Source organism: Massilia sp. BKSP1R2A-1 (assembly GCF_050586525.1).
Lineage (GTDB): Bacteria > Pseudomonadota > Gammaproteobacteria > Burkholderiales > Burkholderiaceae_D > Telluria.
Window position 1 is genome coordinate 26,195 of sequence record NZ_JBOBRE010000003.1, and the last position, 14,665, is coordinate 40,859.

Below are 14,665 nucleotides of genomic sequence, written 5' to 3' on the forward strand. Positions count from 1 at the left end.
TAGAACGGCCTCCGGTGGATTATTCGTAACCGTAGGCGCGCAGGCCGGCTTCGTTGTCGGCCCAGCCTGATTTTACCTTGACCCAGATTTCCAGGTACACCGGGCCACCGAACAGCTTTTCCATGTCCAGGCGCGACTGGGTCGAAATCTCTTTCAGGCGCGCGCCCTTGTTCCCGATGATCATGGATTTATGGGTGTCGCGCTCGACCAGGATGGCGCAGAAGATGCGGCGCAGATTGCCCTCCTGCTGGAACTGCTCGACCAGCACGGTGCTCGTATAGGGCAGCTCGTCGCCCAGCAGGCGGAACACTTTTTCGCGCACGATCTCGGCGGCGAGGAATTTCTCGCTGCGGTCGGTGATGTCGTCCGGCCCGAAGATCGGCGGGTTTTCCGGCAGGTGGCGCTTGATCTCGGCTTCCAGGGCATCGACCTGGAAACGCATCTTGGCCGACACCGGCACGATGGCCGCGAAGTCATGGAGAGCGGCGACCTTCTGCGCGAAGGGCATCAGGACAGCCTTGTCCTTCATGCGGTCCGATTTATTGATGACCAGCACCACCGGCACGTTCTTCGGCAGCAGCTCGAGCACCTGCTGGTCGGCCGGGCCGAAGGTGCCCGCCTCCACCAGGAACAGGATCACGTCCGACGACGTGAGCGTATTCGAGACGGTCTTGTTCAGCGTCTTGTTCAGCGCATTCGCATGGCGGGTCTGGAAGCCGGGCGTGTCGACGTAGATGTACTGGGCGTCGTCACGGGTCTGGATGCCGGTGATGCGGTGGCGCGTGGTCTGGGCCTTGCGCGAGGTGATCGACACCTTGGCGCCGATCAGCACGTTCATCAGGGTCGACTTGCCGACGTTCGGGCGGCCGACGATGGCGATATAGCCGCAGCGGAATTGTTCTGGGGTGGTGCTCATGCTGGTGTATTTCCTGGTTGTTCCGTTGGCGCCGACGGCGTGTCGCCCTGGATGGTGCCGATGCCCAGCTTGAGCTGGGCGGCGCGCGGTTTGCTCTTGCGGCTGGACGGCGCCTTGGTCAGGGCCGCCTGGGCGGCCTCGAGCGCCAGCCGGGCGGCGGCCTGCTCGCCGGCGCGGCGGCTGCCGCCACGGCCGAAGACCTGCACGTTCAGCTTGGGCACCAGGCATTCGACCTCGAATTCCTGGCTGTGGGCGGCGCCGTGGGTCGCCACCACATTATAGGTCGGCAGCGAGATTTTCTTGCTCTGCAGGAATTCCTGCAGCAGGGTCTTGGCATCCTTGCCCAGGGTTGCCGGATCGACGGTATCCAGCAGCGGGATGATGAAGGCGCGGATCACGTCGCGCGCGGCATCGAAACCGGTGTCCAGGAAGATCGCGCCCAGCAGGGCTTCCAGGGTGTCGGCCAGGATCGAGGGACGGCGGAAGCCGCCCGACTTGAGCTCGCCCTCGCCCAGGCGCAGGAACTGCGACAGCTCGAGCTTCTGGGCGATCTCGAACAGCGACTGCTGCTTGACCAGGTTGGCGCGCAGGCGTGACAGGTCGCCCTCGTCCAGGTTGGTGAAACGTTCGTACAGGATCGAGGCGACCACGCAGTTCAGGATCGAGTCGCCGAGGAATTCCAGGCGTTCGTTATGCACCGCGCTATGGCTACGGTGGGTCAGGGCTTGCTGGAGCAGGCCCGTGTCCCGGAACGTGTAAGCCAAGCGCGTTTGCAATAACTGTAGATTCATCGTGTCTCTTGATGGCACCCGGCTGCGCCGGGCGCGGGTTTACTGTCCGCCCTCTGCGGGAGCGTCCTTGGCCGCCACCGCGCCGCTCGGATCGGTCGTGCCTTCGTAGTCGATCACCAGGCTGACATTGCCCATCAGCGGCACCCGCTTCTCGTAGGCGAAGCTGAGTTCCGGTGTGCCGTTGTCGCGGGTGATGACGAGGTCGGCGCCACGGATGGCGGTGACGTTGTTCATGTCGGCGTTCTTGTCGAAGGCTACCTGCATTTCACGGTTCGTGCCGCCAGCTTCCTTGGCGCGCTGCATTGCCCCCTTGATCGCGCTGTATTCCATATAGGTCGGAACCAGCTTCATGGCGAACACGGCGGCGACGCCGAGCACGGCCAGGACAAAGATCAGGCCGGTCAGCGAAATGCCGGCCTGGCGCGAAAAGGATTGCTGTCGACGCGAAGTGAACATGAGATTCTCCGTTGTTACTGGATGCCGCCAATCCGTTTCGGATTGCCGAAGTTCATCCAGACGACGATCGCCTTGCCAACAATGTTCTTGTCCGGTACGAAGCCCCAATAGCGGCTGTCGGCACTGTTGTCGCGGTTATCGCCCATCATGAAATAGTTGCCTTCCGGTACGATACAGGTAAATTTATCGTAGGTGTACTCGCAGGCTTCACGATTGGGGAAATTCTCGACAGCACCGAGGTCGAGCGTGCGTTTGTTGTCCGTATTCAGGATACGGTGCGGCACGCCGGCCAGGTTTTCCATGAATTGCTTGTGGTAGATCGGATGCTGGTCGTCCAGGTAGTCGTCCAGCGCGGTATATTCTACCGGCTTGCCGTTCACGGTCAGGCGCTTGTTTTCGTAGGTAATCTTATCACCCGGCACGCCAATGACCCGCTTGATGTAGTCCTGGCTCATGTCTTTCGGATACTTGAACACCATCACGTCGCCGCGCTGCGGATCGCCGATCGGGACGATCTTCTGGTTCACGATCGGCAGGCGGATGCCGTAGGCGTACTTGTTCACGAGGATGAAGTCGCCCACCAGCAGGGTCGGCACCATCGACGAGGATGGGATCTTGAAGGGCTCCCACAGGAAGGAACGCAGTACGAAGACCAGGGCGATCACCGGGAAGAAGCTGCCCGAATACTCGATCCACACCGGCTGGCGCAGGTTGGCCTGCTCGATTTCGGCGCGCTTGCTGGCGTCGACCTTGATGCCTTCGGCCTGCAGCTTGGCGTTGCGCGCGTCGTATTCGCGCAGGGCCGCGTCGGCAGCGCGGCGGCGCTGCTTGGCGAGAACAAACACATCCAGGCACCAGATAACGCCCGTGATGACCATCAAGACGAACAGGATCAGGGCGAAGTTGCCCAGAACGGTTTGCAGGTTCATTATTTTTCTTCCACCTGGAGGATGGCGAGGAAGGCTTCCTGCGGAATCTCCACGGAACCGACCTGTTTCATGCGCTTCTTACCGGCCTTCTGTTTCTCCAGCAGCTTTTTCTTGCGCGAGATGTCGCCGCCATAGCACTTGGCCAGCACGTTCTTGCGCAGCGCCTTGACGTTCTCGCGCGAGATGATGGTGGCGCCGATCGCGGCCTGGATCGCCACGTCGAACATCTGGCGCGGGATCAGTTCGCGCATCTTGGCCGCCACCTGGCGCCCGCGGTAAGGCGCGTTGGCGCGGTGCACGATGATCGCCAGCGCATCGACCTTCTCGCTGTTGATCAGCATGTCGACCTTGACGACGTCGGCGGCGCGGTATTCCTTGAACTCGTAGTCCATCGAGGCATAGCCGCGCGAGGTCGACTTCAGGCGGTCGAAGAAGTCCAGCACGATTTCCGCCATCGGGATCTCGTAGTGCAGCTTGACCTGGCGGCCGTGGTAGGCCATGTCCATCTGGACGCCGCGCTTGCCGTTACACAGGGTCATGACCGCGCCCACATACTCTTGCGGCATGTACAGGTTGACGTCGACGATCGGCTCGCGCACTTCGTTGATCTTGGACGGTTCCGGCATCTTCGACGGGTTGTCGACGCGGACCATGCTGCCGTCGCGCATCTCGACCTCGTACACCACGGTCGGCGCGGTGGTGATCAGGTCCATGTCGAACTCGCGCTCGAGACGTTCCTGCACGATCTCCATGTGCAGCAGGCCCAGGAAGCCGCAGCGGAAGCCGAAGCCCAGCGCCTGCGACACTTCCGGCTCGTACATCAGGGCGGCGTCGTTCAGCTTCAGCTTTTCCAGCGAGTCGCGCAGCGCGTCGTACTGGTTGGCTTCGACCGGGAACAGGCCGGCGAAGACCTGGGGCTGGACTTCCTTGAAGCCCGGCAGGGGTTCCGGCGCCGGCTTGCTGGCCAGGGTGACGGTATCGCCCACTTTCGCAGCGGTCAGTTCCTTGATGCCGGCGATGATGAAGCCCACCTGCCCTGCCGACAGTTCCGGCAGCGAGACCGAACGCGGCGTGAACACGCCCACGCTCTCGACCAGGTTCACGGAACCGGTCGCCATCAGGAGGATCTTTTCTTTCGGGCGCAGGGTGCCATTGACCACGCGCACCAGCATCACGACGCCGACATAGGGGTCGTACCAGGAGTCGACGATCAGGGCCTGCAGCGGCGCGTCCTTGTCGCCCTTGGGCGGCGGGACCTTCGCGATCAGGGTTTCCAGCACGTCTTCCACGCCCAGGCCGGTCTTGGCCGAGCAGGTGGTGGCGTCGGACGCGTCGATGCCGATCACGTCCTCGATTTCCTTCTTGGCGTTGTCCGGGTCGGCGTGCGGCAGGTCGATCTTGTTCAGGATCGGCACCACTTCCACGCCCAGGTCGAGGGCGGTATAGCAGTTGGCGACGGTTTGCGCTTCCACGCCCTGGGAGGCGTCGACCACCAGCAGCGCGCCTTCGCAGGCCGACAGCGAGCGCGAGACTTCATAGGAGAAGTCGACGTGGCCCGGGGTGTCGATCAGGTTCAGGTTATAGGTCTGGCCATCGCGCGCCTTGTACTGCAGCGCCGCGGTCTGGGCCTTGATGGTGATGCCGCGCTCGCGCTCCAGGTCCATCGAGTCGAGCACCTGCGCATCCATTTCGCGTTCCGACAGCCCGCCGCACAGCTGGATGATGCGGTCGGCCAGGGTCGATTTGCCGTGGTCGATGTGGGCGATGATGGAAAAGTTACGTATGTTGTTCATTAACAAGCTCAAAACCAAAAGGGCCGCGGGCGGCGCGGCGACAGTACGACGAATATGCTCGACTGATGCGAACCGGACAATGCAAAAAAGCGCTCCGTGGGGGCATGCCGGCCCCGGCCGAAGCGCCTCGATAGTGCTGGAAACAGCCCGAAGATCAATACGCGGCTTTTCCGACCCGGCATTTTACCGGATTCCGGGCGGGAAAGCCCGGTTTTGACCGTGGAGAGGGGCAGAAAGCGCCGTTTATGCGTGCCGGCAAGGAGAATATGCGGCGCTGGAGGCGCGGATTCAAGCCGCGGCGGCGGTGCGGGCGTCGGCCCAGCCGCGCGCAGCGGCCGGGTCGAGGAAGTAATGACACAGTTCCGCGCCCTCCGGGTCGCCGTACAGGACCGGCACCAGCTCGTCGAAGCGGGCGACGAGGGCCGGGTCGGCGTCGACGTCGACGACCTGCACGGCGAAGCGCTCACCCGGCTGCTGCAGGGCCAGCAAGGCCTGCAGCATGTCTTCGCAGAGGTGGCAGTAGCCGCGCGAGTACAGCGTGAAGGGAACCACGCGCGTCATTGGCGCGGCTTCACGACAACGTACTGCGACACGTTCTCGCGCCGCACCAGCAGGGCCACCGGCTTTTTCGGATCGAGCTTGGCGACCAGGCCGTTGAACTGGGCCGCGTTCGCCACCGCCGTATTGCCGACCTGGGAGATCACGTCGCCCGGGCGGATGCCGGCCGTCGCGGCGCTGCCGTCGGCGTTCTCGACCAGCACGCCGCCGTCCACGCCCAGCTCGCCGCGCTGGGCCGGGCTGATGTCGGTGACGACCAGACCGAGCGCGTTCGGGGCGGCGCCGGGGCTTGGCTTCTTCGGCGTCGGACGGGCGGTCGGGCTGCGCTCTTCCTGCAGTTCGACGATGGTGACCGGTACGTCGAGCTGGGCGCCGCGGCGCCAGACGGTGACGGTGGCGCGGCTGCCGACCTTGGTGGCGCCCACCAGGCGCGGCAGGTCGCGGGTGGTTTCGATCGGCTGGCCATTGAATTTCAGGATGATGTCGCCGACCTTGATGCCGCCCTTCTCCGCCGGCCCGCCGGCCTCGACCATCGACACCTCGGCGCCGCGCGCCTTGCCGAGGCCGAGCGATTCGGCGACATCCTTGGTGACTTCGCTGATCTGCACACCCAGGCGGCCGCGGGTGACCTTGCCGGTGGTCTTGAGCTGGTCGGCGACGCGCATCACCTCGTCGATCGGTACGGCGAAGGAGATGCCGTTGTAGGCGCCGGACAGCGTGGCGATCTGCGAATTGATGCCGATGACCTCGCCGCGCATATTGATGAGCGGGCCGCCCGAGTTGCCGGGGTTGACGGCCACGTCGGACTGGATCAGCGGCAGGTACTCGCCGGTATCGCGCGACTTGGCCGAGATGATGCCGGCGGTGACGGTGTTGTCGAGATTGAAGGGCGAGCCGATGGCGACGACCCATTCGCCGACGCGGATCTTGCTCGAGTCGCCGGTGCGCAGGTAAGGCAGATTATTGGCGGCGAGCTTGAGCAGGGCGACGTCGGAGCGGCGGTCGGCGCCCAGCACCTTGGCCTTGAATTCGCGGCGGTCGGTGAGGGTCACGGTGACCTCGTCGGCGCCTTCCACCACGTGGGCATTGGTCAGCACGAAGCCGTCCTGCGAGATGATGAAGCCGGAACCGACGCCGCGCGCCACCTGCTCTTCCTGCCCGTCCTGGCCTGGGGGCGCCCGGCGTCCGCGCGGTGTCGGCATCTGGCCGCCGAAGAAGCGGCGCAGGAATTCCTGCATCTCTTCCTCGCCCGGCGCGCCTTGCCCGCGGGTGACGCGCTCGGTGGTGCGGATGTTGACGACGGCCGGGCCGACCTTGTCGATCAGGTTCGAGAAGTCGGGCAGGCCGGTGACGAGCGGCGGGGTCGCGGGCACCGGTTGCGCGGCAGCGGCGGCGGCATCGGCGGCTTGGACGGTGAACGACAGGCCGGACAGCAGCGCGGCCGAGAGGAACAGACGGGCAAATGATCGGGACATGAGTTGGCGATATCAAGGCTGAGATTGACTTTATGGTAAGCCAAAATCGCCACTTTGTCGCGCGCCCGGACCCTGTCCCGTGCCCCCACCGGGTGGGGGACTGCTTTGGCCAGAAGGAATGGAAATAGCCCTATGGATACTTGCGCAGGGAACTAGGTCAATCGTTTCCGCGACTCCTTGGCCGGCCCGTCCAGCGGCGCCAGCGTGGTCACGGACTGGGCCTCCTCGGCGGCGCCATTGACCGGATCCGCCCCCACCACCCCGGGTGCGATCTTGGCCAGCGCCTCGGTGGGAAGCGGCGCCCTGCCCGCCCCGCGCCGCAGGGGCGTGGGCTCGGCCGACAGCCGCGCCGCCAGGCGCTCGGCGAAATCGGGCGAGAGGCCGGGGGGAGCCGGCTCGGCGCGCAGGGCGTCGCCGATCTCGTGGTAGAGCCGCCAGGCTTCCCACCCGTCGGCCTCGCGCAGGGCCGCCAGGGCCAGTTCGAGGTCGGCGTCCGGCAGCTCGCCGTCCGCAAAGGCGGATAGGTAGTCGCGCATTTTCTTGTTCGTGTCCATCTTCTTGCCCGTCGCCATCGTCGGTGTAGTCAATTAGCCGTTCCCATCTACGATCCCGCTACCTAGCGACGTTTGTCAACCGGGTAATCGAGCAGTGGGCGCAATTTCTCGGCGATTACCTCACGTGCACGAAAGATACGGCTGCGCACAGTGCCAATCGGACACGACATCACTTCGGAAATTTCTTCGTAGCTCAATCCTTCAATTTCGCGCAAGACGATTGCGGTTCGCAATTCCAGCGGCAGGGCTTCCATCGCCGCGTTCACCGTATGCGCAATCTGCTTGCTCGCCAGTACCGACTCCGGCGTGTTGATATCCCTGAGGCTGTCCGCATCCTCGAACCCTTCGGCCCGCTCGGCGTCGGCCTCGGTGGAGGTCGGCGCCCGGCGGCCCTGGGTGACGAGGAAGTTCTTCGCCGTGTTGATCCCGATGCGGTACAGCCAGGTATAAAAGGCTGAATCGCCGCGGAAATGACGCAGTGCGCGGAAGGCCTTGATGAAGGTTTCCTGGACCACGTCCTCGGCTTCGGCCGGATCGTGGACGAGGCGCGACACCAGGCGCATCAGGCGGCGCTGGTACTTGGCCACGAGCAGGTCGAACGCCTGCCGGTCGCCGGCCTGGACGCGCTCTACCAACACTTGATCACCCTCGCGTTCTGTTGTCACGGACCATGCCCCGTCGGCAGCAAGCGGTCCTCCTGCAATAAGAGTTGGCTCGCTGCAATAAGTTCAAGCTATTTCGCGTTCATCGACCACGCCGGCGCCCTGCCCGGCCACGGCGCCGAGCGCCACCGCGAGGGCACGAAAGGCATCCGGCGCCACACTATCGTGGAAAACGACAACGCAGCGCCCTCGGCCAGCCCTGCCGCCGGCGGCAGCCACGGGCCCGAAGCGCAGCAGCATCAGCTGCGGCCACAGCGTCGAACCCGGCAAAAGCGCCACCTGCATGCCGCCAGGCGCATCGGGCCGCAGATCTTGTTGTACCGTCAGGCGTAGCCGACCGACTCCAGAAATATCAATGCGATGCACCATTGCAGGACGCAGCGCAGCATGCAGCAGGCATAGGCCGGCAAACAGCAGCGTGGCCGCGACAAGGGCTCCCGCGCTGTAGTGGACAGGCGATAGCAGACCCGCGGCAAGCGCCGCTGCGGCAAGGGATGTGCCGAAGCCGGCGGCAAGCATGCGCAGCCGGCGCGAAGGCGCAACGACGACAGTCATCGCGATCGACATGGTGTGGTTGGAGGTACGGCGGGCGCCACGGGCCGGGGCCAGGGGGCGGGAGGACTTGCGGGGGAAAGCGCAGGACCGGACGACGGAGACTGGAGGACACCCATTCCGGTTAGACCGGAATGGGCGGAGTCAGTTCAAGCGAATGCTCAGACTTTTGCGAACACCAGGGTACCGTTGGTACCGCCGAAGCCGAAGGAGTTCTTCACCGCGTAATCGATGCGCATATCGCGCGCCGTGTTGGCGACGAAGTCCAGGTCGCACTCCGGATCCTGGTTGAAGATATTGATCGTCGGCGGCGAGACCTGCTTGTGGATCGCCAGCACGGTGAACACCGATTCCAGGCCGCCCGCGCCACCCAGCAGGTGACCGGTCATCGACTTGGTCGAGTTCACGACGAGGCCACCCTTGGCGTGGTCGCCGAAGACGCGCTTGATGCCGCGCACTTCCGCCACGTCGCCCAGCGGCGTCGAGGTGCCGTGCGCGTTGACGTACTGGACTTCGCTGGCGTTGATGCCGGCGTTGTGCAGTGCCGCCACCATGCAACGGGCTGCGCCGCTGCCATCCTCGACCGGCGAGGTGATGTGGTTGGCGTCCGCGCTCATGCCGAAGCCGATGACTTCCGCATAGATCTTCGCGCCGCGCGCGACCGCGTGTTCGTACTCTTCCAGCACCATCACGCCGGCGCCCTCGCCCAGCACGAAGCCGTCGCGGTCCTTGTCCCACGGACGCGACGCGGTGGTCGGGTCGTCGTTGCGGGTGGACAGCGCGCGTGCCGAGGCGAAGCCGCCCAGGCCCAGCGGCGAGACGGTCGACTCGGCGCCGCCGGCGATCATCACGTCCGCGTCGCCGTATTCGATCAGGCGGGCGGCCGCGCCGATGCAGTGCAGGCCGGTGGTGCAGGCGGTGACGATCGCCAGGTTCGGGCCGCGCAGGCCGAATTTGATCGAGAGATCGCCCGAGATCATGTTGATGATCGATGCCGGGACGAAGAACGGCGAGATCCGGCGCGGACCCTTGGCCGTGTATTCTTCCTTGGTCGCTTCGATCATCGGCAGGCCGCCGATGCCCGAACCGATGGTCACACCGATGCGGTCCGCGTTTTCCTCGGTCACGACCAGGCCCGAATCCTGCAGGGCCTGGATGCCGGCGGCCATGCCGTAATGGATAAAGCTATCCATATGACGGCCTTCCTTGCCCGGCAGGTATTCCTCGACATTGAAGTTCTTCACTTCGCCGGCGAAACGGGTCGTGAACTGCGAGGCATCGAACTTGGTAATGTTGGCAATGCCCGACTTACCGGCCAGCGCCGCGTCCCACGCCTCGGCAATGGTGTTGCCGATTGGTGAAATGCAGCCCAGGCCGGTAACGACGACACGGCGGTTGCGTGAACGGCTCAAGCGATTCTCCCAGAAACTTTTAAAGCTACTACTTAGGCCTTGACGTGCGCGGTTGCGTAGTCGATGGCTTGCTTGACGGTGGTGATCTTCTCAGCCTGCTCGTCAGGGATCTCCATTTCGAACTCGTCTTCCAGTGCCATCACCAGCTCCACGGTGTCCAGCGAGTCAGCGCCGAGGTCGTCAACGAACGAGGATTCGATTTTGATGTCTGCTTCTGCAACACCCAGTTGCTCAGCGACGATTTTTTTAACGCGTTGTTCGATATCCGACATGTTATGGCTCCATTAAGGTATGTGTTGCGGAAAGTGCGCGCATTTTATCAGGTTTGCGCGATGAAAAACTACTTTCGGCGATTGCGACTATTTCCACCGAAATTACTGCTAAAAGAGGCGAATCCGCCGGATTTTCTTCGCAAAGCTGCGTGCATCCCGGGTGTCGCCTCTATTAAACCTCTTAATTCATGTACATGCCGCCATTCACATGCAGCTCGGTGCCGGTGATATATGCGGCCTGCGGACCCGAAAGGAAGGCCACCGCATGGGCGATGTCTTCCGGCTGGCCCAGGCGGCCCAGCGGGATCTGCGCGAGCAGCGCTTCGTGCTGGCCTTCGCCCAGCGCCTTGGTCATGTCGGTATCGATGAAGCCCGGCGCCACGCAGTTGACAGTGATGTTGCGGCTGCCGATCTCGCGCGCCAGGGCGCGGGTCATGCCGGCCACGCCGGCCTTGGCGGCGGCGTAGTTCATCTGGCCCGGGTTGCCCGAGGCGCCCACCACCGAGGTGATGTTGATGATGCGGCCGTGCTTGGCCTTCATCATTCCGCGCAGCACCAGGCGCGACAGGCGGCCGACGGCGGTCAGGTTGGTCAGAATGACCGAATCCCACTCCTCGTCCTTCATGCGCATGGCCAGGTTGTCCTGGGTGATGCCGGCATTGTTGACCAGGATCGAGAGGCTGCCGAAGGACTTCTGCACGTCGCCGACCACGGCTTCGCAATTGGCCGCATCGGTCACGTTCAGGACCAGGCCCTTGCCGCCGAATTCCTTCAGGTATTCGGTGATGGCTGCCGCCCCGGATTCGCTGGTGGCGGTGCCGACGACCTTGGCGCCCTGGCGTGCCAGTTCCAGTGCGATGGCCTTGCCGATGCCGCGCGATGCGCCGGTCACGAGGGCGACTTGGTTTTCCAGATTCATGCTGTTCCTCTTCTTATGTGTTTGTTCAGGCGGCCTTGACGGCGGCCAGCACGCGCTCGAGCGATGCCTGGTCCACCAGGGCTTCGCCGGCCAGCGCCGGGTCGATGCGCTTGGCCATGCCGATCAGGGTCTTGCTCGGGGCGCACTCGATGACCTGGGTCACGCCGCTTGCCGCCATCTTCTGCATGGTCTCGACCCAGCGCACCGGGCCGGCGGCCTGGCGCACCAGGGCGTCCTTGATCGCAGCCGGATCGTGCAGGATAGCGACGTCCACGTTGTTGATCAAGTCGATCTGCGGTGCGGAGAATGCGATGTTTTCCATGTACTCGCGCAAACGGTCCGAGGCCGGTTTGAGCAAGGACGAGTGGAATGGCGCCGAGACCGCCAGCTTCATGGCGCGCTTGGCGCCCTTGGCCTTGGCGATCTCGCAGGCGCGGTCGATCGCGGCGGCGTGGCCGGCGATGACGATCTGGGTCGGCTCGTTGAAGTTCACGGCTTCCACGACCTCGCCCTGCGCGGCTTCCGCACAGACCGCGCGCACGTCGTCGGCCTGCAGGCCCAGCACGACGGCCATGCCGCCCTGCCCCACCGGCACCGCGTCCTGCATCGACTGGGCGCGGAAGCGCACCAGCGGCACGGCGTCCTTGAACTGGATCACGCCGGCGGCGACCAGGGCCGAGTATTCACCCAGGCTATGGCCGGCCACCAGGTTCGGCACCGGGCCGCCGGCGGCGATCCAGGCGCGGTACACGGCCACGGCCGCGGTCAGCATGACGGGCTGGGTGTTGGTGGTGAGGTCGAGGTCTTCCTTCGGGCCTTCGGCGATCAGCTTGCCGAGGTCGAAGCCGAGGGCTTCCGAGGCTTCAAGCACGGTCTGCTCGACGACCGGGTTGCCGGCGAAGCCGTTCAGCATGCCGACGGCCTGGGCGCCCTGGCCCGTAAACAGGAATGCGAATTTGCTCATGTTCTTGTTCTCTCTGTTCGACTATGTGTGTTGATCGCTGTCCGTAGGGTGGGCAGATTCTGCCCACGCGTTCAACAAGAAGATGCGTCATTACTGGGCGTCCGGGAGCTGGACGCGTGGGCGGAGGACCGCCCACCCTACGTTCTACCGCGGCATATGCGCCGCGGCACGAAACGAATTACATGCGGGCGAGGATCGCGCCCCAGGTGAAGCCGCCGCCGACGCCTTCCATCAGCACGTTCTGGCCCTTCCGGATGCGGCCATCGCGCACGGCTGCGTCCAGCGCCAGCGGGATCGAGGCGGCCGAGGTGTTGCCGTGCTGGTCGACGGTGACGACCATCTTTTCCATCGGCAGGCCCAGCTTCTTGGCCGTACCCTTCATGATGCGCAGGTTGGCCTGGTGCGGGATCAGCCAGTCGACATCCGACGGCTGCATCTTGGCGTGCTCGAGCGCTTCCTTGGCGACTTCTTCCAGCACGGTGACGGCCAGCTTGAAGACCGCCGGGCCATCCATGTAGAGGAAGCCGCTGCCGGCCACGGCGCCGCCGGCCAGGTTGCCCGGGATCGACAGGATGTCGGCGTGGCTGCCGTCGGCGTGCAGCTTGGTGGCCAGCACGCCCGGCTCGTCGGAGGCTTCCATGACGACGGCGCCGGCGCCGTCGCCGAACAGCACGCAGGTGGTGCGGTCGCTGAAGTCGAGGATGCGCGAGAACACTTCCGCACCGATCACGAGCACGCGCTTGTAGACGCCGGCGCGGATGAAGGCGTCGGCGGTCGAGACCGCGTAGACGAAGCCGCTGCACACGGCCTGCACGTCGAACGCGGCGCTGTTGTTGCCCATGCCGAGCTTGGTCTGCACGATGCAGGCGGTGCTCGGGAAGCTGCCGTGGAAGTCGGGGGTGGAGCTGGCGACGATGACGAGGTCGATCTCGCCCGGGCTCTTGCCGGCGGCCTCCAACGCCTTGCGCGCGGCATGCACGGCCAGGTCGGACGCGTTTTCATCGGCCGCCGCATAGTGGCGGCTCGAAATGCCGCTGCGGGTCACGATCCATTCGTCGGAGGTCTCGATGCCCTTCTCGGCCAGCTGGGCCGCGAGTGCATCGTTGGTGACGCGCTTGGCCGGCAGGTAGCTGCCGGTACCGGTGATCTTGCTGTAGACAGTCATCTCTCCACCATCCTGCTCAGTTTGCTTATGCCTGGCTTGTCGATTGACCAGGCGACGTCGGCATCAGTTCGGCGATCAGGGCCGACAGCTGCTCTTGTACATCGTATTTTGCTGCGTCGTAGGCGCGCTGGAGCGCCCATTCGAAGGCATAGGCGTTGGCGCCGCCGTGGCTCTTGAACACCAGGCCCTTCAGGCCCAGCAGGCTGGCGCCGTTGTAGCGTTCCGGGTTCAGTTTCTTGAGCGACTTGCGCGCCAGCAGCGCGCCGGCCATCGAGAAGATGTTCTCGGTGAACACCGACTTGACGAAGCGCGACAGGCCCTCGACCGCCTTCAGGGTGACGTTGCCGACGAAGCCGTCGCAGACGACCACGTCGACCGTGCCCTTGAAGATGTCATTGCCTTCGACGTTGCCGTAGAAATTCAGTTTACCGCGTTCGTGGTCGGCTTTCAGGATCTGGCCGGTGGCTTTCACCACGTCATTGCCCTTGATCTCTTCGGTGCCGACGTTCAGCAGGCCGATGGTCGGGCGCGGATTGCGCTCCATGGCCGAGCACAGCACCGAACCCATGATGGCGAACTGGTGCAGGTGGTGCGGCTCGCAGTCGACGTTGGCGCCGAGGTCGAGCATATAGGTCGGGCCGCCCTTCTGGTTCGGCATGATCGAGCAGATCGCCGGACGGTCGACGCCGGCCATGGTCTTGAGTACATAACGCGAGACGGCCATCAGGGCGCCGGTGTTGCCGGCCGAAACGCTGGCGTTGGCGCTGCCGTCCTTGACCAGTTCGACGGCCACGCGCATGGACGAATCCTTCTTCTTGCGCAGGGCGATCTCGACCGGGTCGTCCATGGTGACGACTTCGGTGGCGTTCTTGACGGTGAGACGGTTGTGCCCTTCGGCGTGGTGTTTCTTGAGTTCCGCGCGCAGCGCCTCTTCCAGGCCCACCAGGATCAGGTGAACGTCAGATTGTTTTTTCAGGAAGGAGATGGCTGCCGGAATGGTAACTGAGGGGCCGTGGTCGCCGCCCATGCAGTCAATGGAAATTGTGATTGTCATTTGCTGGGGGATGCCGGCTCACGCAAAGCGGGCGGCAAGGTTGGATCGGGGCGTGGCTTGTGGCCCGCCGGGTTCCGCGCAATTCAAAATGACGGAGTGCAAGCTAGATTTGCAGCCGCAAAAAACGAAAATGCGAAAGAAAAAGCGGTGCGACGCAGAAATCATACGTTGCACCGCTTTCATGGTACTAAAG

At 64.2% G+C, this 14,665-nt stretch carries 16 protein-coding genes; all 16 read right to left on the reverse strand.

Going from position 1 to position 14,665, the window contains the following annotated elements; translation table 11 throughout:
- Positions 1–19: 19 nt before the first annotated feature.
- The 16 genes from era to plsX all read right to left on the reverse strand — a co-directional run bounded on the left by era (position 20) and on the right by plsX (position 14,472).
- Complete coding sequence (gene era / locus ACQ7JA_RS05670; RefSeq protein ID WP_430895448.1) at positions 20–916, reverse strand: GTPase Era; 897 nt, start codon at positions 914–916, stop codon at positions 20–22.
- The gene (gene rnc / locus ACQ7JA_RS05675) at positions 913–1,680 is read right to left on the reverse strand and encodes a ribonuclease III (RefSeq protein ID WP_430895450.1); all 768 of its coding nucleotides are present in this window, start codon (positions 1,678–1,680) and stop codon (positions 913–915) included. Before rnc ends, era begins: the two co-directional genes overlap by 4 nt.
- Before the next feature lie 66 nt (positions 1,681–1,746).
- Positions 1,747–2,163, reverse strand: a complete 417-nt coding sequence (locus ACQ7JA_RS05680) for a DUF4845 domain-containing protein (protein WP_430895452.1) — start codon at positions 2,161–2,163, stop codon at positions 1,747–1,749.
- A gap of 14 nt (positions 2,164–2,177) precedes the next feature.
- Positions 2,178–3,092: a signal peptidase I gene (gene lepB / locus ACQ7JA_RS05685; RefSeq protein WP_430895454.1), complete on the reverse strand. Its 915-nt coding sequence runs from the start codon at positions 3,090–3,092 to the stop codon at positions 2,178–2,180.
- A complete protein-coding gene (gene lepA, locus ACQ7JA_RS05690; protein ID WP_430895456.1) occupies positions 3,092–4,885 on the reverse strand; it encodes a translation elongation factor 4 in 1,794 nt (597 codons plus the stop codon). Before lepA ends, lepB begins: the two co-directional genes overlap by 1 nt.
- A gap of 288 nt (positions 4,886–5,173) precedes the next feature.
- Positions 5,174–5,446: a glutaredoxin family protein gene (locus tag ACQ7JA_RS05695; protein ID WP_430895458.1), complete on the reverse strand. Its 273-nt coding sequence runs from the start codon at positions 5,444–5,446 to the stop codon at positions 5,174–5,176.
- On the reverse strand, positions 5,443–6,918 hold the full coding sequence (locus ACQ7JA_RS05700) for a DegQ family serine endoprotease (RefSeq protein WP_430895460.1): 1,476 nt from the start codon (positions 6,916–6,918) through the stop codon (positions 5,443–5,445). The genes ACQ7JA_RS05695 and ACQ7JA_RS05700 overlap by 4 nt, the downstream gene beginning before the upstream one ends.
- A gap of 152 nt (positions 6,919–7,070) precedes the next feature.
- The gene (locus tag ACQ7JA_RS05705; RefSeq protein WP_430895462.1) at positions 7,071–7,505 is read right to left on the reverse strand and encodes an RseA family anti-sigma factor; all 435 of its coding nucleotides are present in this window, start codon (positions 7,503–7,505) and stop codon (positions 7,071–7,073) included.
- Positions 7,506–7,534: 29 nt separating this feature from the next.
- The gene (gene rpoE, locus ACQ7JA_RS05710) at positions 7,535–8,137 is read right to left on the reverse strand and encodes an RNA polymerase sigma factor RpoE (RefSeq protein ID WP_258829207.1); all 603 of its coding nucleotides are present in this window, start codon (positions 8,135–8,137) and stop codon (positions 7,535–7,537) included.
- Positions 8,138–8,200: 63 nt separating this feature from the next.
- Positions 8,201–8,701, reverse strand: a complete 501-nt coding sequence (locus ACQ7JA_RS05715; RefSeq protein WP_430895465.1) for a hypothetical protein — start codon at positions 8,699–8,701, stop codon at positions 8,201–8,203.
- A 146-nt stretch (positions 8,702–8,847) separates the two neighbouring features.
- Complete coding sequence (fabF, locus tag ACQ7JA_RS05720; protein WP_430895467.1) at positions 8,848–10,098, reverse strand: beta-ketoacyl-ACP synthase II; 1,251 nt, start codon at positions 10,096–10,098, stop codon at positions 8,848–8,850.
- A 32-nt stretch (positions 10,099–10,130) separates the two neighbouring features.
- Positions 10,131–10,370 (reverse strand): acyl carrier protein, encoded by a 240-nt coding sequence (gene acpP, locus ACQ7JA_RS05725; RefSeq protein WP_020653257.1) that lies wholly within the window; start codon positions 10,368–10,370, stop codon positions 10,131–10,133.
- A gap of 181 nt (positions 10,371–10,551) precedes the next feature.
- Positions 10,552–11,289, reverse strand: a complete 738-nt coding sequence (fabG, locus tag ACQ7JA_RS05730; RefSeq protein ID WP_430895469.1) for a 3-oxoacyl-ACP reductase FabG — start codon at positions 11,287–11,289, stop codon at positions 10,552–10,554.
- Between the two features lie 25 nt (positions 11,290–11,314).
- Positions 11,315–12,253: an ACP S-malonyltransferase gene (gene fabD / locus ACQ7JA_RS05735; protein ID WP_430895470.1), complete on the reverse strand. Its 939-nt coding sequence runs from the start codon at positions 12,251–12,253 to the stop codon at positions 11,315–11,317.
- A gap of 178 nt (positions 12,254–12,431) precedes the next feature.
- Entirely contained in the window at positions 12,432–13,418 is a 987-nt protein-coding gene (locus ACQ7JA_RS05740) for a beta-ketoacyl-ACP synthase III (protein ID WP_430895472.1), read from the reverse strand.
- Positions 13,419–13,443: 25 nt separating this feature from the next.
- The gene (gene plsX, locus ACQ7JA_RS05745; protein ID WP_430895473.1) at positions 13,444–14,472 is read right to left on the reverse strand and encodes a phosphate acyltransferase PlsX; all 1,029 of its coding nucleotides are present in this window, start codon (positions 14,470–14,472) and stop codon (positions 13,444–13,446) included.
- Between the last annotated feature and the right edge of the window lie 193 nt (positions 14,473–14,665).

What these genes read in the sequence shown, in the direction of transcription:
- ACQ7JA_RS05700 (WP_430895460.1), bottom strand. Translation starts at nt 6,918, where the DNA reads ATGTCCCGATCATTTGCCCGTCTGTTCCTCTCGGCCGCGCTGCTGTCC.
- fabD (WP_430895470.1), bottom strand. Translation starts at nt 12,253, where the DNA reads ATGAGCAAATTCGCATTCCTGTTTACGGGCCAGGGCGCCCAGGCCGTC.
- ACQ7JA_RS05680 (WP_430895452.1), bottom strand. Translation starts at nt 2,163, where the DNA reads ATGTTCACTTCGCGTCGACAGCAATCCTTTTCGCGCCAGGCCGGCATT.
- ACQ7JA_RS05715 (WP_430895465.1), bottom strand. Translation starts at nt 8,701, where the DNA reads ATGTCGATCGCGATGACTGTCGTCGTTGCGCCTTCGCGCCGGCTGCGC.
- era (WP_430895448.1), bottom strand. Translation starts at nt 916, where the DNA reads ATGAGCACCACCCCAGAACAATTCCGCTGCGGCTATATCGCCATCGTC.
- plsX (WP_430895473.1), bottom strand. Translation starts at nt 14,472, where the DNA reads ATGACAATCACAATTTCCATTGACTGCATGGGCGGCGACCACGGCCCC.
- fabG (WP_430895469.1), bottom strand. Translation starts at nt 11,289, where the DNA reads ATGAATCTGGAAAACCAAGTCGCCCTCGTGACCGGCGCATCGCGCGGC.
- lepA (WP_430895456.1), bottom strand. Translation starts at nt 4,885, where the DNA reads ATGAACAACATACGTAACTTTTCCATCATCGCCCACATCGACCACGGC.
- ACQ7JA_RS05740 (WP_430895472.1), bottom strand. Translation starts at nt 13,418, where the DNA reads ATGACTGTCTACAGCAAGATCACCGGTACCGGCAGCTACCTGCCGGCC.
- ACQ7JA_RS05695 (WP_430895458.1), bottom strand. Translation starts at nt 5,446, where the DNA reads ATGACGCGCGTGGTTCCCTTCACGCTGTACTCGCGCGGCTACTGCCAC.
- lepB (WP_430895454.1), bottom strand. Translation starts at nt 3,092, where the DNA reads ATGAACCTGCAAACCGTTCTGGGCAACTTCGCCCTGATCCTGTTCGTC.
- acpP (WP_020653257.1), bottom strand. Translation starts at nt 10,370, where the DNA reads ATGTCGGATATCGAACAACGCGTTAAAAAAATCGTCGCTGAGCAACTG.